A 20,882-nucleotide genomic window follows, 5' to 3' on the forward strand; every position below is an offset into this window, starting at 1 on the left:
TTCAAAATAAGACAAAATCAGTGTCTCAATATTTCTACTGCTTTATCCAACACTTCATCTTTCCCACTCTTCACGCCTCTTATTGTTGGATTGACTATAATATCTGGAACAATACCTACTCTTTGAGTCTCTCTACCATCAGGATAATATATACCTAATCCGGAGATTGTAGTTGATATGCCTCCTGGTAAGTTTATATACGAAACATCGCCGTCAGCTCCAGCTGTGGTATTTCCAACGATTAAAGAGTTTGGGAGAGCACGCAATGCCATTGCAGTGTATTCGGATTGGCTCTGAGATATTTCATTAACCAATATAACTACCTTTCCTCCAAATGGTTTCCTCTTTTTAATCGGATAAGTATATTTATCTGATTCAATCATTGGCCCTCTCCTAAAATTAAACTCTCCTGGCTTTTTGATATTCGCAACAGAAAATTTCACAAATTCTTTTTTATTAGAAACAAATAAAGAAGGTAATTTTAAGGCAACAAAATTATTTGGATAATTTCTAATATCTATCACGAGCCCCTTAAGATCTCCAAGCATATTTTTGAGTTCATATACATCTGAAAATTCAACATTTTCTAAGGTAAAATATCCAATACTATCTGTCAAAAACTTGAATGTAGGTTTTTTCTTCCTCTCTTGATACCAGGCTTGAATATTTAAATCTTTGTGATCATAAAGCATAATCTTAGTCTGCTTATGTTGATTTGATGAACGATAATTAATCGGCATAGTACTTTCGGAAGATCGCAATAAATCTCTGGCAATATCTCTACGCATAGCTGCTTCATTAGAATGGGGATAATAAGGTCGTAAACTATCTACAAGAGATTCAATAGTTTTTCCTTTTATATGTGTAATGACATCTCCTATTTTTAATTTTGTCATTCCTGGAAAATCAGACTTATAATAATCAGTAACGACCAATTGATTTTCGATAAAATCAGTTTTGAGCGGTGCATAGTATCGACCTCGCAAATGCTGAAGTTTATCTCCGCCACCCCATAGATTTGCATGTGTATCATTAATTTCTCCGATAACTCGGAGTGTGGCAAGCTCATATTCTAACTTATCCTTTGCATTCAAAAAAACAGGAATATACTCCTTCAATACGGTATTCCAATCTTTATTTGCTAAGTGTTTATAGGGAAAGAAGTATTGTATCATATTCCAATATCTGAACAGTGAAAGTAATCTAAAACCATCATCTGGATAAAGCATATCACTATATTGTTTTTCATTCCTAAAATCCGGATTCCCTATGCCAGCGTGTAGTGAAATATAGTAATGTTCCCCTTGATTTCTATTATTATAGAGATCATTGAGTACATTTTTCAATTTTCTTGATATACTCAAACGATTTATCCATAATAGATCTGGTTTTACCACCGCTTCATTATCAGTTTCCTTACAGGTACTACAGATTGGTAAACTTCCGAATTTTTTAATCCACTTCTCTAATAATTCATCTCTTTCTGTATTATTTTTCACCTTTAAATAATCTGGTAAAAACCTTAACAACTCAAAATCCCAATTGTATTCTCCTTTTGCAATATTCGGATGATAATATTTCACAAACCCCCAAACTCTTCCCAGTAAATCTAGATTATTAATGTCCTGATTATTTAGTTTAGGAAGAATGATATTCGAACCGTTACTAAACTCTCTATCTCGATCTGCATTGCTCCCCCATAGCTCAAGATTGGGATGCTCCAATGATTTCCCATCAACAGTAACTTTTAGATCATCCAACCACATCTTTCCTTTTCCAACCAACAAACCACCGATCAATATTTTCTCTGTTTTTTCTGGATAAAGTGGGAGTGTAACTTCATATTCTTTCCAATCTGTTGTACCTGTTATTCCCCTATCACCCATATTATCAAAACCAATTTTAGGATCGATCCGTATCCATAATCCAGCATACCCTTCTCTTACATTTTCTGTTTTAATATAACCAGACAAGTGGATAGATTTACCTTTATAATTATCAGGTAGAACGAGAGAGAGTGCTTTAAAACTTGCGCTATCGCCGGTATTTTCTATTACTACAGAATATCGGCCACTCCTAGCCTCTACAGAATCTACATATATCTTATAACTCCCATTTCCAAAGTAATCCCACTTTTCCGGAAAACCCTTCTCATGAACTTCAAAATCAAGATTTAAATCTTGATTTTGAGAGATCAATGCCTGTGAGCACCCTATTAAATAAAGGGAAAATAAAACAACCACACTTGAAAGTATCTTCATAAAATATTGATATTAGTAATCAACGGCTATATTTTATTCAAAACTGGTAACCTTTCTTTCTTTTAAGACTTTTTTATAAAGGTCTTAAAAGAAGAGTTAAACAATTATAAGATAAGAATTTGTAATGAAACTACACTATAAAACCCAAATTTTCAGATAGTACATTTTGGTTTAGGAAATAAAATGATAGCAAAATTCAATTAACACATAGATGCCAAAAATTATCTAGACCTAATCCCGTGGAGTTACAGACAATTTGAGAATAAAGACTAGCATGATAACTGAAAATTCAAAAAGCAAAATAATCTATTAAATTTAATGTAAATTATCACCGTGGTTGTGCTAAGAACAATTATATGGCAATACCGAGGCTCAAATTACGGAAAAGAATACTTAAAAAACTGTTGAAAATGCAGTTACAACTGATTAAACTATATTATGATAAAAACAAAAGTCGGAATTTATTTTTGTGTATTATTTATTTTCTTTTTAGGGAGCTGTGCACCATTGCGCTATTTCAAAAATGCAGATCAAGGTTTTATTCAAACCACAAAAGAAAAAGTTAAACATTTTCAACTAAAACATGCTAGAGATACAATTGATTTTATAGTATTGAGCGATGATTTCGATAAAAAGAAACCCGTATTGTTCTATTTACAAGGGTCTACACCTGTTCCTCTTATTTATGATTATAAATCGGATGATATGAAAGCTCTCTTAGTTTTTTCTTTTTTGAAGGATGAGACTGTAAAGAAATTGAAAGAAAAGTATCATCTTGTAGCTATTTCGATGCCAGCAGTTCCATTATCTCTTGGCAGCGAAGACCTCAATGAACAGGCTTGGCATGTTAAGCAAAAGGATCCTTATCCTTTATTTTATCCCGAATATCACGCTGCGAATGTTTTAAGTAATTATGTAAAAAGGACAAATAGAGTAATTGATTACTTAAGTAATCAATCTTGGGTTGATCAAAATCATATTACTTTATTTGGACATTCACAAGGGGCTAAAGTAGCAATTGTAGCAGCTTCAGGTAATAAGCAAGTATATAAAGTTGGTTTTTCTGGAGGTAATCCTTTTGGAACAATTGACGACCTCCTTAGAGAGCATCGATACAATGCGATGATGGGAGACATATCTTATGAACAATCACAAAAATCTATTGATTCATTTTATAGATTGTGGATCGATATAGTTGCAAATCCCAAAACCATCGAGGATAAATCTGGTGATGCTAATAGGACTTGGTTGAGCTTTGACGAAAATTTGGTACCTTATTTTCTAAAGACAAAACAGCCCATCTATGTTTGTTATGGCACAGTAGATCCGAAATCAGTGATGTGTGATAATTTACCAATTTATTTTATAAGGGCAAAAAAAACAAATCTGACGATGAAACCTTATCCTGGGCTACAACATAATTATCGTCCTGTTGATGAAAAATTAAAAATTGCAGGAGAAAGTATCATGGATTCAGTCATTATGGATTTTACTAAATGGGATTTTAAATAACTTCTTGTAATTACCCATATTTTAAGGAAGCAGTTTCTCAATATTATAAATCAAAAGAGATGACTATTATTGGACTTAATATTTAGCAACCTTTCCTTTACAAAAGTTAAAATCCAAATTTTCTTGGAAAATATGTCAAAGTCAACATAAAATACTGTGCTAAATTATTCCGCTGTCCACTTGTATATTCATTAATTCCATTTTTAAAATAGATACCTTTATTTTGATTTAAAAGATCATACGCCGCAATTTTTGCTTCGAAATTATTTCCTTTACTAAAACGACAGTTCAAGAACGTATTTAATAGTAGGATATCGTCATTTCCAAAAGTTGATGATATATATTTAGATTTAAGCTCGGACTTAAAACTGATCTTCTTCGAAAATAGATAAGAAAACCCCATACCTACTGACCAATCTTTATTGAGATAATTATTTGCATTAAAGTCTCGGTTACGCCTTTGATATCTATTTAAATCATTCAACAGGCTCATTGAATATCGATTATTAATAGTATAATAAAGCTTTATATCTAATTGTTGATTGTTGTTTAGACTTTTAAAAAATTGATCGTTCACGTATTGAAATCCGTTATACCAGTTTAAACCTATTAGACTTTTGATAGCTAAAGTATGTCCTTCTTTAAAAAGATATGATTTTTCAAATTCAAAATTATTATTCCACTCATACACTGTTCTCGGACTATTAATATAATGAATCTCCTGTTGATCCACCACATAGGCAACACTATCCATAATACCTTGAGTTTTCCCCTGAATAGTGGTATTAAATTTAATAGCATAACCATGGGAACGATTTTGCACAAAAGCAGCATTTAACATCAGCAAATTGACCTGTTCCTGCTTTAAATTTATATTGCCAAAAATGCGGAAGGATGGATTAATATCATCATACACATTAACAAGTTGGTGTATCATAGGATAATACTCATCGTATTTATAAGCTAATCCTGTACTGAACTCGTACTTTCCTAATTTAGAAAACTTATAATTCAACGTTACATTAGGTTGATAGGTATAGTATTTCTTCTCAATATTTAATGCCTCAATGGATGAACTATTTGCCAATTTAAATAATTTCAGTCCTAATTCTGTTCGTACTGTTAAATATTCTGATTCACGACCGCTAAGTTGTCTTTGCATAACATTAAACGAATAATTTACTGACGGGATGTACGATAATTTTTTTAGATTTGAAAGGTATGTAAGCCCGTAATTAGTTGTATCTATTTGACCTATACGATCCCGAACAATCCGGTCTACAAGCTCTTCACTATTTTTCAATTCATTTGTCAATTGAAAGTTCTTTAAACTCACTCCAAAAAAAACATACTGTTGTTTACTTTCTAGCTTTTCCTGATAGCCTCTATTCGAGCTTTTTGTTTTGTTCGAATCTATTAAATTATAATAGTTCCCTATGGCATTTTTCGTTAAGTATTCATCTTTCCATTCTGGTGTAAATTTAATTGTAAATGCCAATTGATCTACTAAATTTATACGACTATCCTGCGATGAAAAGAGACTCATTGGATCTTTAGAAGAAATATCCATTTCAAGTCCTATATTCATCAACTTGGAGTCTGAATGAGTTGAAACTGCATTTGTAAACTCCGACTTATTATTGGTATAATTATAAATGCTTTTCGAACTTGAATTATCGTTCCGTTGTTGATTGTTATAATCAAGATTTGATCGCAACACGATTTTTCTTTGAGCAATCTCTTTGGTAAATCTATAATCAACAGTTGCATGTTGCGACTTTCTATTTTGCTCCAATGCTAAGGAGGAACTACTTTCATTTGTATGATCATCTTGACCTGCTAACAGCCGGGTAATTGATTTATCTTCATATATTTCTTTATCCCAATGGATGAGGTAATTTGCTGAAAGTATATTTTTGGTTCTTTTGTCTTCATTTTTTTTAAAATCATACTGAACTCTTCCTCCTAAAACATTTTGAGCAATGTGACCTGAACGACTAAAGTCCGAGTCAAAATCTGACATGATACCGATTCCTTTAAAAGTGGTATTGCGGAGTAGTTGATTTATACTCGTCAGGCTTCGATTCGTATTATTCCGCGAATAAGCTAATGTACTCTGCAATTTTTTATTGGCATAATTCAAATTTAGATTACCATCATATTTCCGATCGGTTCCAACACCGGAAGCGATCGTTCCGAAGTACATATTTTCTTTACCGTCTTTTAGAACAATGTTCATTTCGTAGTCATTGTCAAATGGATTCTGAGCTTTCTCTGCTTCATCACGTTTATCATATACCTGCAGTTTATCAATGGCATTTTTGGGGATATTTTGCAGGGCTATAACTTTATCACTTCCAAAAAAATCCTTTCCATTAACTAATACTTTTGGTATAGGTTTCCCTTTATAGGTGATCTTTCCATCTCCCCAAACCACAATGCCCGGCAACTTATGTAACAGATCTTCAGCAACGGCATTCGTGTCCAATTTGAAAGCATCAGCATTAAACTCAAGTGTATCTCCATTCATCACAACAGGAGCTTTTACTTCTATGGTTTCAAGCTGTATAACTCTTTTTTGAAGGCTTATCCTACCAAGATCCCTTTTTTCATTTTGAAACAACTGAAACGTAATGGTTTTACTCTCAAAACCGTTATAGGAAAATACTGCTTTAAATATTTTATTTGCAGGAAGTGATAGTACTTCAAATCGACCAAACCTATCTGTTAATGAAACTTTTTCGACGGTTTCAATATTTTGTTCATAAATAGATATAGTTCCTGAACCGAGTACATTATTATGTACTGAATCAACTAGAATACCTTTTAAAATGCTTTGAGCAAATAAAACATTACAAACAAGTACGAGCGAGAATAGGAAGAAATATTTCAGTTTCACCATTATTTAAGCTTGAAACGAACTAGAATAGGATTGTTGAATTTTGAAAGATTTTTGATTTTATCAGGAACAACTTTTCCTTTATAAAATTCATTAATACATGCATTAACATCATTACTATAAATGATACTATATAAATAAGTACCATCTGATACAATGTGTGGATTAATTGATGAAAAGATTGGCAAATAATCATTACTTTGATCAGGTACAATTTGTGCTAAATTGATCAGTTCACCATTACTTAAAGAGTATGCAAATCGACCTTTCAATCCCCTATTAAAGTTAAAAAGGAGATATTCTTTATATCTATTAATATTATCAATAGCGACTACTAAATCTGAATTTGCTTTAAAAAAATTGAATTTATTGTTATTATATGTTTCGTTATCATATACTTCAAGTGAAGCTGTATTTTTTAATGGAAGAATAAATTTATAAACTTTATTTAAGCCCCCTTTAGACACTTCCGCAACTTCATAAGTAAATGGGTTTGAGTAATACAAGTAATTCACCCCCTTAGCAAAAGATGTGAAAAATTGATTCATGTTATGGATCTTTATTTTGCTATAATCGCGATCGGTAGTATCGATGCTTAATAACGGCAAGATCTCTTCTGAGGTTATTTTTTGATATAGAATTACATTATTAGACTCTTTATAAGCACGCTGTGGCCTAGAAAACCAAAATTCATCTTTATCAAACCGAACTGTACCTTCTATTAGCAGCTTTTTACCCTTATATTTTTTATGTCTTAAAGGAAATTCTTCTAATACATCTCCATTTAAAGAAAATTTAATTCCATCTGTTATAACTCCGTCTGAATTTACTTTTTCACTATAGATATCACTTAAATACAAATGTGTATTATCCACATTATAAAAAATGGTATTATTACGGACAATATCACTTGGTACATTAAGTTTCTTGATAAACTGTCCTGTCAAATTGTAGAGCCACATATCTCCTTTTATAAGACCATCTGAAAGCACTAATTTATCATTGATAATATAATAATTGTGCAAATTACCAACCCAGTCCTTACTTGGTTTTTCAAGCTTAATATATACAACACTATCTAATAATTCGGAAACAGTACCACCGAATGCGTCTGATGGGGATATTCGAATCTCCTGTATAACAGTCGAATCAGGTATTAAGAGTTTTTGCCCATATAAACTCGCACTTACAAATAAAGCAAAGAATAGGTGTATTATCTTCATAAATTATAATTGATCTTGTTAAAATACGACTTTACTTTCGTCGGAGTAAGTAGCTCTGAAAAATATATTTCCACCATTCGTAAACTTCCTACAGAGTTAAACAGTACACCTCCTTCGAGACGAATGGACAAATTGAAATTTGAGGACTGTACCCCTGATGGACTCTGATCTTGGTTAATCAATTTATCTGATTCTGCAAGTTGTAGAGTGCCCAATTTTTTAAAGTAGGGTCTACTATTCGTACTAGAATCTAAAACGGTATTTGCATTAATAAATATTTCTGTAGCTTTATAGTCTTTAGGTATTTTAAAATAGCTAACCGTAACGCCATCATTGATGAGCGCTACTGAACGAAATAGTTCATTACCTTTCTCATCGATTAGTTTCATGTACATATTGTGAAGATCTTTTGCAAATAAACCGTCTTTCATAAAATAACCTTTGAACCATACCGTATCGCCCGGAAAATAATAGTCTCGATCGGTATGTATAAAGATATTGCTGGATTGTGCCATTCCAAACTTGGTAATGATAATAATCAGAAGCACCGTAAATAAAAATGAAAATACTGTAGATCTGTTTTGAAAAACGGGCTGATTAGGATGCCTATTTTTTATGCCAAATTGTTGTGAAAATCTTACATAGATCATGAACAATATGTTCGATCGCCTATCTTTTAATGTTGAAAAAATGCGCATAGGTCTAATTTAATATTTATATAAAAATTATACATGCCGCCCATATGGACGATATACTTAAAAAAATAAATAGAACTTACTTACAGCACTTTAGGTCTATTTTAGCGACTAGCGCAACCAACTTATCCTTACCAGTCTGCTTATATTGAATGCTGAAGTATAGATCATTTATTTAAAATATTTTTTTTGGTAAAAAACTAACTTACCGGACTGGGTTACACCTTGAATCGTGATCCAATATCCCTTAGCGCGACTGTTATTATAAAATGTCACACTTTGTTTTTGTTGCTGTATTTCAAAATCGGGATTCCAATATAAAGTGGGCCGGTAATCATAATCGGATACGAGGCGTTCTAAAGTCTGGTTATAGACTTTGTTCTGAAATTTGACACCTCCTAAATAACCTGCCACAGTTTGCTCGTCTATACGTTTACCGAAATCTTTATCGATCTCACTGGGTGCTAATTGATAGAGACAGGTAGCACTACGAAATTGAGCCCAAGCGAACATTTCAAAATGTTTAATGTATGCAAATTGACTTACATCTGTTTCTAGAAGATCATGAATTCTTTTTGAATCAACCACCTCCCATCCGTTTAAAAAAATTGCTCCATAAGAAGGTCTTCTAATTTTTTCTTCTAAATACTGTCTTAAAGACATGCTCCGCTTGATAACCTTTTCTTCATTAAGTGGAGCAAAAACAAATTCGGCTTTTCCTTTGAAAAAACCACTTGTATATTTCTCTTCCAATGCATCCAACCGCTTTTGTTGCTTAGAGCGGAATATCGGAACTTCACGGATATGCCGCATACCTTTGTTGTCAATGTAGTAATCTGGGCCGTAGTAATAACGTTGGCTGTTGATGACACCAATATTGATCCCCTGTTCTTCTTTTGCCAGTAAATGCAACTTTTCCAATGGAGGAATATTCGAAAACTGATAGGAGATCTTATATTCATCAAACTTCAGATCGCGGTAGATCTGCGAAAATCGGGTCTCTAAAGAGTCATAAAACGTCAATCCCGGGATGGAAAACCAACCGTTTGAATCAGGAATGACTTCGGTGTAGGTCATTTGCTTATCACCTTGTTTCTTATAACCAAAAGAGGCGCCCCGCTGACCGATCTTACTTTTCTTGTCATTGGAGATCAATTTTTGGTAACGTGAGTAAAATTTTGACCATTCGTTTTTACGCATCTGGATCTTCCCGCTTAAATAAAGTAGACTATCCTTGACAATAGACAGTTGATCCAATTCAGTAAAGTCAATGGGCTTTAAATCATTTTGCAAGATATCTTTCAACTTATTGCTATTTTCTAGATAATGCTTCAAATCATTATTTTTCTTGCTTAAAAAAGGCTTGAGATAAAGATCACCAACGATATTATCGCTTGAATCTACGGGCATCTGAATATCGGTAATGGCAATGGACAGATAGGCCGCCTCTTCTCCTGGAAGGGAGACCGAAAATACATTTTTTCCCTTTTCTTCGTTAGAGTTTTGTGTAAAGGTCAGCTCAGGTGTAAGCGATAGTTCCGATGGTGAGCCTAACAAATAGGCTGAACGCCCCGATAGTTTGCCCGTATTGTCTCGAAGGAACACTTGCAGTACACCTTGTTCTAAATCTGATTTCTTTAGGTATATATTCTTCTGTCCGGATACGGAGAAGTCGATGGGACTGCTAAAAAGCTTACGGTAATTGATTCGGGCTTCTAATTCATAATTTGCTGTAATATTGCTTTGGACTGTAATCCGAATGGAATCGCTACCAATATCCTGCACAAGCACCTTACTTGATGCATAATTAATATCCAAGGCGCTCATCGTCTCGTGTGCAGCATCTGCAAGAGTCCAAAAAACTTTATAACTCGTTTGTGGATCGGGGTTAAGTTTTATTTGCGCATAACCACTGCTATCTGTCTGAAAGGAGATACTAAATGTCCCTTCCGAATCTGTAATTCGTCCTTTCGTGGAAACACCCTTTCCTCCTTTAAAATAGGACTTGACCAGTAACTCATTTTCAACTCCCGCAATGTAGCTACCGCCAATAGGATAAGTCTCCAATTGAAGCTCGTTGTCTTGAAAAAGAATATCTGCAATTAGAGGAGCTGTTGTACGCTCTTGAATTAGAGGTATGGCCTTGATATAATATAGTTCAGGATAGGAAGCCATTGCCTTGGTATAGGCATTGAGGAAAAGGTTAGTTGCGCTGCCTTCTTTGGTAATAACAAGATGACCCGCTGCCATACCATTTTTGAGCAATAGAACAGATCGTTGCTGAATAACACCATCGGCATTCCCAATATTCAAGTAAAGATTCTGGCTTTCTGTATCCAATAGTCCTTCATTCATGACATAAGCTTTGAACCAAACCGTATCGCCGGGGAAATAGGCACCACGATCTGTATGTACATAAATCTGAGAAAGAGTCTGAGACTTTAACATAAATGGCAACAGTAATAAAATCAACAAATAGTTTCTCATAATTTGGTTATAAATCGACGCTGAACTGTTGTAATCTGAATGGCCCCTTGATACAGTTTATTTTACGCGCTCTTTAAAAATTTAACTCTATCCAGTTGTTATCTGAATCAACGCTCTTTTTTCAACTTTTTTGCTTTTCAATTTTTTCCGAAGAACTAAGTAAAATGAATAATTTATGTCCACTTATTTAAAACCATCGGACATAGAGAGAAAATACTAAATTTTAAATCTCATTGCTATCAAAAACTGTCTTGGCCTGATTTCGAAATAACTCTGTATAAGCTCATAATCTGAAGAAAACTGTTGCAAATAATTCCTATTATTCAAAATATTGGATGCCGTCAACTCTAAATCTGTACGCCATCGTGTTAGCCTGAACCGATAATTTGCATCCATAAAATATTGGCTCTTTTGTGCCTTTACATTATTCCCATACAATGAATTGGACAACGTTATTAAATGTCGATGATGGGGAACAAATACCAGATTGAAAAAATGATTGTTATACAACAGCTTATTACTCAGCCCATCGGGCAATCTATTATGCGTGCGCCCCAGAGAAACCCGATAATCTCCAGAAATCATAGATGAGGATGAATTGATCAACTCAAAAGTTAACGATTGGCTATTTACATGTTGCTTGACCAACTGCTCATTGAGCAGATAATCTGATACACTCCAACTTAGGTTTCCGCTCATTTTAGTAACAGTTTTGATGCTTATAAATAATTTGGAAAGTCCTCCTCTTATCCCCTGAGATAGACTCTGTGCATCTCGGTTATTAATACTGGTGGTGCTGCGTCCCAAACTATCCAATGCGGTACTAAACATATAGTCGCGCCAGCTCATCCTGACATTATAACCCAGATTGGCAAAATTGGCCTTCAACGTGTTTTTATACTCGTAATTTATTCCAGTACTGAGATTTTCATCTTTGAGTAAGCGTGCATCATACTTTTGGATACTGCGATACTGACTGATGATGTAACCATTATAGAAGTTACCAAGCCCACCAAAGTTTCTTCCTCCGCCCAGGTTTGTACCGAGGCTGTTTTTACTGTTAATCAGATAGGTCATCGAAGCAGATGGATTCCAACTGCTCCGGAATTCATTTTTCAAGCGCTGTACCCCTTGCTGTTTGACATTATAGTAATATTGACTGAAGGGCAGATTGAAACTGTATCTAAACTTACGCACTTCTTTTCCAATTTGGAGCGCCATACGCAACTGCATCTGCGCGCTATTCATATCATTGAAATAACCAGTGTCCAATTTGTGAACGTCATCCTGATTTTGTATCTCGATATGACTGTTCAACTTACTGCTGTTATAGTTCAGATGAACACTGGGCGAGAATGTCCATCTTTTGATCTTTCGTGATAGACTCAAGCCGTTTTCAAAATTAAAGCTTTTAAAACGGACGATCTGCCCCATCCGATCATATGGCTTCCCGTCATTGATCAACGATTCAAATTGACCTGGATTGACCGAAAGACGTTGGGGTGTACTGTGCCACTCTATAGTAGATGTGATATTGACCAGCTGTTTACCTATGAAACGGCCAAGTGAAAAAGAATTAAGAAAGGCTTCGTCTGAAAATTTTTTGTCCTGATGTATAGGGGTGTCTTCATTAAAAAGGATATTTCCGACACTGTTGTTCCATTGTTTACGATAATTGGTACTGTTGCGGAGAAAAACATTGGATTCATTTTTCTCGACCAATACCCCAATATTCAACTCATCAACGCCGTAACTATTGTCCACGACTTCTTGATTTTGAATCACTTCATCGTTAGTAAAATACTGGGTCATGGTCGCCCCCTGACGCTTTCGATTATCATGGAAATAAGAAAAATTGCCTTTGACTTCGAGACCACTCTTCAACTTTTGAATCATATTACTACTCATTAAAAAAATCTGGTTGTCCAACCATTTTTTCTGATCGAAACCCGGAGTGGCCACATCGCGAATAGAAAGATAAGTCGGACTATCAGAAAAGCTAGATCGAGCTGTAAAATAACCAGTACCTGAATAGAATGGTTGTAACTGCTGTGACACGTCATCACCAATATTGTTGCTCTGAAATGAATTGAGCATTTGAAAGGTCTTGGCAAATGTCATCGGCGTTATATTCGCATCCCAAAGTACGGGAGTGGCCCCCAAACCAATTTTACCTGTACCTGTCGTGGTGAATTTCTTAAGCTGTAGATTAAGTGTGGCGCGATTGGAAAAAACCAACTTATCCAGCATTTTAATCGGTTGATGATTTTCAAGAATCTGTACTTTCAAAACCGCATCTGCTGGGAGATTTTGATTGATAAGGCCGTAACGCCCACCCATCATATCCAAGCCATTGACGCGATACTGCTGAATCGGTTCACCTTGATAAAAAATCTGACCTCCACGCATCTCTACTCCTGGAAGCTTCTTGATAATATCACCTATTACCCGATCTTGTTTTCCCGTAAAGGAGGCCACATTATAATTGATTGTATCTTTTCGATTGTAAACGGGTACATCAGATACCTTTACTTCTTGTATCTTCCTCACCTCGCTTTTTAAAATATAAGCATAGTTAGCGCTAGCATTGACAACATTTACGCTTCGCTTGGAATAACTAAGATGATTAAAATCCATCTGTACTGAATCTACATCGGTGACTTTGATCGTCAATTTGAAGGCTCCACCTGCATCACTTTTTGAAAACCCCAACAATGCTGCAGAACCGATCTTTTTATAGGATACCGAAACATTAGCGATCGGTTTTTGATTTTCGTCGAGTAATTTTCCCGTAATAACAGTTTGGGCAAATGAATGGACACTAACCAATATAAAAATGACTGTAAAAAAGAGCTTATCTCTCATATGATCTTTTTGCTCATCAAATTAATACCGCTCGATGTGGTTATTATCTGTTTTCATTTCTGCACGGATATTGACTTTACTTGCGTCAGATAATCTAGCACCGGTTAATAGCGCATATTCGGCCATCGTGTTTCTTAAGTTTTTACGCGCTTTATAAAAAGATTCTTTTGTAGTTTTTTGAAGAGCAAGATCTGGACGTAGTTGATCAAAAGTGACGGAGACGCTATTTACTTTACTTATGTAAGCTATATCGAATGTAAAAAACTTATCCTGATCTGATATGGACAACACTAAACCAGGAAGTCCACAAAACTTGTAAGGTCCATCTGAAATAGGAATATCCATGGTAAACCACGCTGTCCATTTTCTCCCTCCCCAATCTGCTGTCGCTTTTTGACAAACAAAATCATGTATATGAGCAGTGTCCGGATGCATTTCCCATTGCATATCCCCCTTCTTTTCTTCGTAATAGGACAGTTCATTATTCCAATCTAATTTGATCCCGTTGACAGGTTCATAGGTAGCAATAACATCTCCTCGTTTAACAATCAAAAAGTTATTGGGCTCTATACGACCATAAGTGTAGACAAACATATTACTACCTTCTTGCAGTGCCAATGCTGAATCGCTTCTAAATTTTGATAGGGTCTGAAAATGACTTTCTTGATCACCAATCATCAGTTGTGTAAAAACACTTCTTCGCGAGGCACTGGAGGTACTATCGTTCTGATAGGTAAACTTATAAAGGATCTTCGTATCAAATTTCACAGGTTTGACCTGAGCTTGAACAGTGAATTGAAACAATAAAAAAAATAGTGGGCAAAATATTATTTTCATAATGCATGATATTATAGAATGGTCAAGCTAATTCTTGACTATTCTTATTTGATTCAGAAAGATCCACTGGTGGTTATTAAAATTTAAGTTTATACTTCAAGATAAATAAATAGTCTCAAATATTAAACTAATAAATTAAATCAATCGATTGCGTAATTTTAAGCGCAAATAAATAACGTTCAGTGATATTACAAAGAAGGAATTGATTTTAGCCTAAATAAAGCTAAAACTATTATGATAATGGCGAAGTGATAAAGAAAGTGGAGTTTCAATCTTTGGAACTTACCTAATTCCGGATAAAAAAAGATGGTTTTTGGTTATTCGAAAATACTAAAAGAGATGGATAATCCTGTCTGACTATCCATCTCTCTTGCATTTTATAAAAAGAACATATGGCGATGAAAAAGTAAACCACTGATTTAATTCTCCATAGAGTTACCTAAATAAAACCAACTGGCTTCCTGAACGTGCTTTACTTTGGTCAATTCAAAAATCAGTTCTTCAATTTTATCGTCACTTTTACCAACTGTTGAAAGTTTTACATTTAATATGACCGTGTTTGCATTCTCTACAGACACATTGCGTAAGACAGATCGTAGCAAATATGTATGTCTATTTTCGATCTGACCAACAATATGACTCCGGATATCGGTTTCATCTTCAACTTTACAGGCGACTTTGATTAAATAAAAGGCTTCCTGTACTTTTCTGCTTTTATACGATTTTAATGCTCCTAACCAATCACTAAACGGACCCATCGCAATATGAGTAAACAGGATCGCACCGGTCACAATAGTAGCCTCGATATATAAGGCCATACCACATAACGTACCGACCGCAGCCGAACACCAAATCGTTGCGGCGGTATTGAGTCCACGTATCGTCAATCCATCTTTCATGATAACACCTGCGCCAAGAAATCCTATGCCGGTCACAATCTGTGCTGCAATACGTCCTGGATCGCCACCATCTGCACCATATAGGTATACTGATAAAAGCATGTATGCGGCAGCACCAATGGATACCAGCGCATTTGTACGTAGGCCGGCGCTCTTGTCCCGCCACTGACGTTCTGCTCCTATTGAAAGACCTAAGGCAAATGCGATGGCAATTCGCGTAATAAAATCGACAGGATCTAAATAACCAGTTTGTATGAGTAAAAATTGAATGTTCATGCTTATAAAATATCTTTTTAAAGTTAGTCTTTACTTCTTTAAATAGATATGAAATCTTATTTTAAAAGAGCTGAATCCAATTATTATGTTGCTACCCTCTATTTTTATTATACTAGATCATAGCATTGCTGGAGTAAACCTTATAATTCAACATCTTTAAATTTTTCTGGAAAAACTCTTCTCAATTCATAATCTAGATTGTGTGAAGCGAAATTATCATCTCTGATCTTGCCTGATTCATCAACAAGTATATAGCGCGGTATACCGTTAAATTTGAATAATTCTCGCAATGCAAGGTATTCATCGGCTGTAACACGATAGGAATTTTTAAGGAAATTTGTCTGATTGTAATCCTCAAAAAATTTGACATCTGGAGTTCCACTTTCGTCTGTTACGAAAAGGAAGTCAAGATCCGGGTTATCCACTAATTTTTTTCTTTTCGCTACACTGCCTTCGATTCCTACACGACATGGGCCACACCATTGCGCCCAAAAATCTATGACCAATATTTTACCTTGATGCTTCTCAATCAATTTTTTAAATATTTTAGCACCATAAGTATCAGGAAGATCATAACCTGCTTTTTTTAACTCTTTTAACTGCAGCAATCGTGTAACTTCATTTTGAAATACTGGTGCTTCTACACTGGATAAAAAGTTTTGGACATATTTGTCAAGAACACTATTTATTGAGATGTCATCAATATAACCTTTGACTTCCCTGAGTTGAGCAATCTGATAAATAAAGGGTGTTTGTTGGGTATGGTATATTTTTTTAAAATTTTCTAATATCAACTTTTCCCTATTTTTATCACTTTGATACTTAAACCTGTCAAATAGCGGTGAAAATTCAAATCGATTAATAAATGTAGAAAACTCTTGCGAAGTGAACAGAATATAGTCATCCAAGTCTAATCGATTTATAAAACTATAATAAGATGGCTCTATTTGAATTTTTAAAATCTGATTGTTCGTATTTTGTTTACTGTAATAATCTCGACCCGTTGTATAATCAAAAATATAGTTTGCATATTGAAGATTGGCGTTGTTTCGAATAAGCTGACTTGCAAGTGGCAACTTCGGGCTATTCTTTAATATTTCATCGATTCGTTTTATTTCTTTATCCCAAGCTTGGAACTGATTTTGAAGAAAAATAGTTGGAGTTTGATTTTTTTGAACCTCTCTGAGTATACTGTAATTGGGTTTATTGATCTTAAAGTTCCAGATTTGTTCATTGATTTGTTTAGATGGACCTAAATAAGTTGTATACTTCATGGTATAACTACGATCGCGATAACGGTCCATCTGAAGAAAATCTTTCCAGTCCAAGACCATTCCCAAGGTTTGTCCAGGTTCGATATAGAATGGGAACGGCTGGTCCTTAATGTAAAGATTGTTCATCATCGGGTGAAATACTGCGATTTTAACCTCGAATCGGCCATCAGGATAAATCTGTATGGTAGTGGGTAGGTTTTCTCCTGTTAAAGAATTTTGATGATAAATAATCCCGCTACTGAACACCTAACGAATGTCATATCCTTTGATATAACCCACAATGCTGGCGCTATCTTTTTGAAAAAATGAAGCATTGTTCAGTTCGCTAGTCTGCTGATTTTTTGACTTTGAGATTTGACTATCCATCCATTTTTGTACTGACTCTGGGATAGCGGTATTTTTTTCTTGATCATTGCTTTTAGATAGAGAAATACCACAAAACAATGCTGATTTGGCCTCACCGTAATTGACTTTATTAGCAGCTTGTGGTAGAGGTGGAAAAAACAGCTGAATCAAAGTGTCTCCTGATGCTGGAGTAAAAAGTTCTTTACCTAGGACTGCTCCACGTAAAGAGTCTACAAAGTACTTCTTATTGGTATCGTAATCTTCTAAGTAGATATCTTTATCAAATTTGGTCCACCAATTTGGTAAGAAAGTAATTCTTAAATCCACCACAGTAGCTCTGGGAAGCTTTTGTATCTTTTCAATCTTGTATAACCCGGTATTCGTAAATTCTATTTCGGGATTGCTTATCGTCTGTGCATAGGACATGGATTGGCATAGGATGGCGATTCCTAAGGTTATAATTGATTTCAACATTCTACATGGTTTATAATTTACTTAAAGATAATTAATTTCTATTTGTTATTCCTTGTTTTTCTGAATCTAAAAGTTTCGTTTTAAATTCATTATCTATATTTCTTGATATACGTTGATTTGGAGTTAATAAGCAATGCAATATTCACTATCTATATAATATTAGTTGACTCGACAAGCTCCTGTCTCTTCCAATTTTTAAATTATATAATATGATAAGAGAAATATATGCTAAGGAATAAATGATATCGCATTAGCACGCTTTTTCAGATTAAACCAAAAATCACCAGAGGTGGTAATGACGATTTTTTTTACAAAAAAATCACTGACATTCAATACATTAATCAACACCATGTAAAATCCTAAATAATAATTCTAAAATTAAAGATAATACCATTGAGTAAATATTAATCCAATTCATTATCTTGCAGCGATATTTACTTACCTAATCTATGATATTAACCTATTGCCAAATATTAGATTAAGATTTGTAACTGTACCATATATTTAACTGATCTAAAAAAATGAAAATGTTTTTCAAATTAGCAGCTGTTGTAACAGTTTTTGCTATGCTAACTTCTTGTTATTCTTACACGAGTGTGGTAGGAAATGGGGCTCAAGGAAATCAATCAACCACAAAATGGAATCACTATGTGATAGCTGGTTTAGCACCTGTAGGAGTATCGGACTCTAAAGAAATGGCAGGAGGTGCCGAAAATTACACGGTTCATACGAGACAATCTTTTGTTAATGGTCTTTTATCGGCAATTACTTTTGGTATCTATACACCAACCGTTACAACTGTTACTAAATAGTAATTTCTGAAATTTACTAAAAGACTACTTCTTAAAGAGTAGTCTTTTAACAATTGGTCCAAATAAGAGATATGAAAAAAGTATATTATTACTTAACGATCGCATTCTGCATTTGCATAATATTCAATATATTGACAGCAATATTTTCGTACCAAAAACCGTTAGATGCTTATAACTATGGATATTTAGTAGGTAAATTCCTTTTGCTGATTATTCTGATTTATACCGCTATAAGAATACGCTCCAAAATAACCTCTTCGCATTAATATACTCTTTTCTGATACATCAATAAAAAACGCTTACAGTGTCTTGAAACCTTTGCATCAACTATTTATTGTAAATGATAGCTTACAAACTGTATTCGCTCCAATCGTTATCTGATTTCTTTAAACTTGGAATCACCTTAGGCTCAACTGCATATATTTATTATGAAAATGACTATTCTCATCTTCCAGACTTATTATAAATTCTTTATCTCAAAGAGATGATCTAAAAAAGGATGGTATTCTAATTGGTGATTTTTTTCTAATAGGCAGCAAAATCTAATTGATAATATTTCACTAGTTGCTAAATAGCACATGTATGAAAGCAACGATCAAATCTTACATACACAAAATTGTTTTTAGATCATTTTTATTAGATTTAACCCATGAAGCTTATAATATTTGATTTAGACGGAACATTATTAGATACACTACAAGATTTGGGTGATAGTTGCAATGCGATCCTTGAGCAATATGGCTATCCAACTCATCCTCTTGAATCTTACAAAAAAATTGTGGGAAATGGTGTCCGAATGCTTATCGAAAGAGCACTGTCTCAAGATGCCAGGACAGACGATATTATAACCCACCTACTGTCAGCATTTAAGAAATATTACGAAGAAAAAGCCGAGAGCCATACTAAACCATATGCCGGTATTATTCAATTATTACAAGATCTGCAGTCGTCAGGTTATTTAATTTCGATTGCATCGAATAAATACCATGAGGCTGTCCTGCCATTGGTGGCAAAATATTTTTCGGAGATTTCATTTGATCTGATATTAGGTCATCGTAATGGACACCCGGCTAAACCTAATCCTGATATTGTATTCGATACGCTCAATATACTGAACGTAAAACCTGATGATTGCTTTTATGTCGGTGATTCGTCGGTCGATATGGATACTGCCAACAATGCTGGTGTGCAAGCAATCGGGGTCTCATGGGGCTTTCGCGAAGTCGAAGAATTAAAGCGACATGGAGCAACATTCATTATTGATAAACCGAAGCAACTGTTGGATATTTTGACATCATCGTCAATATCGCTACAATAATTAAAACCATAAAAGCCACATCGCTACGCTGTATCACGAAGAGTTAGATTCTTTCTATTGATCATCAACGCGATGTGGCTTTTTCATAAGTGTATAAATTATTAGTCCTTTAAAACTATCTCTATTCATACACTATAATTCAATTTTTTCAATATTTCTATAAGGGGCATCTCATTAAAAGATGAGATCTTTTCTCCTACTTTCGGGCATCACTTTCAAGAATTCCATTTTCCCATTTTTATAAGTACCTTCAATAACCGTGTTTTTAAAAGCATGTACTTTAAAATTCACATCCCAGTCTTTTGGCCAAGCCGGCAACATATAAATCTTATCTCCGTCACATTGAACCAACATTTCCTGTAAGGTATTCATCATATTGCCAACACCGTCATAGTCTGGCTTCCAATCGTGCGGGCTATCCATGTATCCTTTAAATCGAAAACCTTTTAGATATGCACCGCTACGGGCTTTAATATCTTTGGCAGCTTCTGCGGCAAGACCCAAACGAGCAGCAAAAATTCCTGTTTGATACCAGCATACCTGACCTGGATAATTCAATTTCTTTGCCTGCTGTATATAGCAAACACTCATTCTTAAGATCTCCATATTACTGTTTTACTTGGCCTTTGATTTTATCACAATGGCATTCTAAATTAATTCGCACCTATTGTTTTTCCTTTCGTTTTTTGATAGTTGGAAAAACCA

The 20,882-nt window shown here is 34.5% G+C and carries 14 protein-coding genes; 3 read left to right on the forward strand and 11 right to left on the reverse strand.

The genetic code is table 11. The features are described 5' to 3' along the window. Positions 1–17: 17 nt before the first annotated feature. The gene (locus tag FHR29_RS20170; RefSeq protein ID WP_183916881.1) at positions 18–2,261 is read right to left on the reverse strand and encodes a S41 family peptidase; all 2,244 of its coding nucleotides are present in this window, start codon (positions 2,259–2,261) and stop codon (positions 18–20) included. Between the two features lie 438 nt (positions 2,262–2,699). On the opposite strand from FHR29_RS20170, the gene FHR29_RS20175 reads away from it, so the two are divergent. Next, positions 2,700–3,773, forward strand: coding sequence for a hypothetical protein (locus tag FHR29_RS20175; RefSeq protein ID WP_183916883.1), 1,074 nt, complete (start codon positions 2,700–2,702; stop codon positions 3,771–3,773). A gap of 106 nt (positions 3,774–3,879) precedes the next feature. Here FHR29_RS20175 and FHR29_RS20180 read toward each other — a convergent pair whose 3' ends face one another. The 9 genes from FHR29_RS20180 to FHR29_RS20220 form a co-directional block, all read right to left on the reverse strand. Further along, positions 3,880–6,675 carry a hypothetical protein gene (locus tag FHR29_RS20180; protein WP_183916885.1) on the reverse strand — a complete coding sequence of 932 codons (2,796 nt, stop codon included), beginning with the start codon at positions 6,673–6,675 and terminating at the stop codon, positions 3,880–3,882. After that, positions 6,675–7,895 (reverse strand): hypothetical protein, encoded by a 1,221-nt coding sequence (locus tag FHR29_RS20185; RefSeq protein ID WP_183916886.1) that lies wholly within the window; start codon positions 7,893–7,895, stop codon positions 6,675–6,677. Before FHR29_RS20185 ends, FHR29_RS20180 begins: the two co-directional genes overlap by 1 nt. Then, complete coding sequence (locus FHR29_RS20190) at positions 7,892–8,545, reverse strand: hypothetical protein (RefSeq protein WP_183916888.1); 654 nt, start codon at positions 8,543–8,545, stop codon at positions 7,892–7,894. The genes FHR29_RS20185 and FHR29_RS20190 overlap by 4 nt, the downstream gene beginning before the upstream one ends. A 216-nt stretch (positions 8,546–8,761) precedes the next feature. Then, positions 8,762–11,077 carry a hypothetical protein gene (locus FHR29_RS20195; RefSeq protein WP_183916890.1) on the reverse strand — a complete coding sequence of 772 codons (2,316 nt, stop codon included), beginning with the start codon at positions 11,075–11,077 and terminating at the stop codon, positions 8,762–8,764. 216 nt (positions 11,078–11,293) lie between these two features. Beyond that, on the reverse strand, positions 11,294–13,942 hold the full coding sequence (locus FHR29_RS20200; protein ID WP_183916892.1) for a hypothetical protein: 2,649 nt from the start codon (positions 13,940–13,942) through the stop codon (positions 11,294–11,296). Positions 13,943–13,963: 21 nt separating this feature from the next. Then, positions 13,964–14,779, reverse strand: a complete 816-nt coding sequence (locus FHR29_RS20205) for a GLPGLI family protein (protein WP_183916894.1) — start codon at positions 14,777–14,779, stop codon at positions 13,964–13,966. A 419-nt stretch (positions 14,780–15,198) separates the two neighbouring features. After that, positions 15,199–15,954, reverse strand: a complete 756-nt coding sequence (locus tag FHR29_RS20210; protein ID WP_132842725.1) for an MgtC/SapB family protein — start codon at positions 15,952–15,954, stop codon at positions 15,199–15,201. Positions 15,955–16,094: 140 nt separating this feature from the next. Continuing rightward, complete coding sequence (locus FHR29_RS20215; protein ID WP_183916896.1) at positions 16,095–17,357, reverse strand: TlpA disulfide reductase family protein; 1,263 nt, start codon at positions 17,355–17,357, stop codon at positions 16,095–16,097. Positions 17,358–17,474: 117 nt separating this feature from the next. Next, on the reverse strand, positions 17,475–18,047 hold the full coding sequence (locus FHR29_RS20220) for a hypothetical protein (RefSeq protein ID WP_183916898.1): 573 nt from the start codon (positions 18,045–18,047) through the stop codon (positions 17,475–17,477). Between the two features lie 527 nt (positions 18,048–18,574). On the opposite strand from FHR29_RS20220, the gene FHR29_RS20225 reads away from it, so the two are divergent. Continuing rightward, the gene (locus FHR29_RS20225) at positions 18,575–18,859 is read left to right on the forward strand and encodes a Bor family protein (RefSeq protein WP_232789190.1); all 285 of its coding nucleotides are present in this window, start codon (positions 18,575–18,577) and stop codon (positions 18,857–18,859) included. Between the two features lie 649 nt (positions 18,860–19,508). Further along, entirely contained in the window at positions 19,509–20,177 is a 669-nt protein-coding gene (locus FHR29_RS20230) for an HAD family hydrolase (protein ID WP_183916902.1), read from the forward strand. Between the two features lie 174 nt (positions 20,178–20,351). Here FHR29_RS20230 and FHR29_RS20235 read toward each other — a convergent pair whose 3' ends face one another. Then, the gene (locus FHR29_RS20235) at positions 20,352–20,783 is read right to left on the reverse strand and encodes a hypothetical protein (protein ID WP_183916904.1); all 432 of its coding nucleotides are present in this window, start codon (positions 20,781–20,783) and stop codon (positions 20,352–20,354) included. Positions 20,784–20,882 lie beyond the last annotated feature (99 nt).

It is taken from the genome of Sphingobacterium sp. JUb56 (assembly GCF_014191365.1).
Lineage (GTDB): Bacteria > Bacteroidota > Bacteroidia > Sphingobacteriales > Sphingobacteriaceae > Sphingobacterium > Sphingobacterium anhuiense.

Bases quoted from the DNA above. Each gene is read 5' to 3' on its own strand.
- FHR29_RS20170 (WP_183916881.1), bottom strand. From the start codon at position 2,261: ATGAAGATACTTTCAAGTGTGGTTGTTTTATTTTCCCTTTATTTAATA.
- FHR29_RS20175 (WP_183916883.1), top strand. From the start codon at position 2,700: ATGATAAAAACAAAAGTCGGAATTTATTTTTGTGTATTATTTATTTTC.
- FHR29_RS20180 (WP_183916885.1), bottom strand. From the start codon at position 6,675: ATGGTGAAACTGAAATATTTCTTCCTATTCTCGCTCGTACTTGTTTGT.
- FHR29_RS20185 (WP_183916886.1), bottom strand. From the start codon at position 7,895: ATGAAGATAATACACCTATTCTTTGCTTTATTTGTAAGTGCGAGTTTA.
- FHR29_RS20190 (WP_183916888.1), bottom strand. From the start codon at position 8,545: ATGATCTATGTAAGATTTTCACAACAATTTGGCATAAAAAATAGGCAT.
- FHR29_RS20195 (WP_183916890.1), bottom strand. From the start codon at position 11,077: ATGAGAAACTATTTGTTGATTTTATTACTGTTGCCATTTATGTTAAAG.
- FHR29_RS20200 (WP_183916892.1), bottom strand. From the start codon at position 13,942: ATGAGAGATAAGCTCTTTTTTACAGTCATTTTTATATTGGTTAGTGTC.
- FHR29_RS20205 (WP_183916894.1), bottom strand. From the start codon at position 14,779: ATGAAAATAATATTTTGCCCACTATTTTTTTTATTGTTTCAATTCACT.
- FHR29_RS20210 (WP_132842725.1), bottom strand. From the start codon at position 15,954: ATGAACATTCAATTTTTACTCATACAAACTGGTTATTTAGATCCTGTC.
- FHR29_RS20215 (WP_183916896.1), bottom strand. From the start codon at position 17,357: ATGATGAACAATCTTTACATTAAGGACCAGCCGTTCCCATTCTATATC.
- FHR29_RS20220 (WP_183916898.1), bottom strand. From the start codon at position 18,047: ATGTTGAAATCAATTATAACCTTAGGAATCGCCATCCTATGCCAATCC.
- FHR29_RS20225 (WP_232789190.1), top strand. From the start codon at position 18,575: ATGTTTTTCAAATTAGCAGCTGTTGTAACAGTTTTTGCTATGCTAACT.
- FHR29_RS20230 (WP_183916902.1), top strand. From the start codon at position 19,509: ATGAAGCTTATAATATTTGATTTAGACGGAACATTATTAGATACACTA.
- FHR29_RS20235 (WP_183916904.1), bottom strand. From the start codon at position 20,783: ATGGAGATCTTAAGAATGAGTGTTTGCTATATACAGCAGGCAAAGAAA.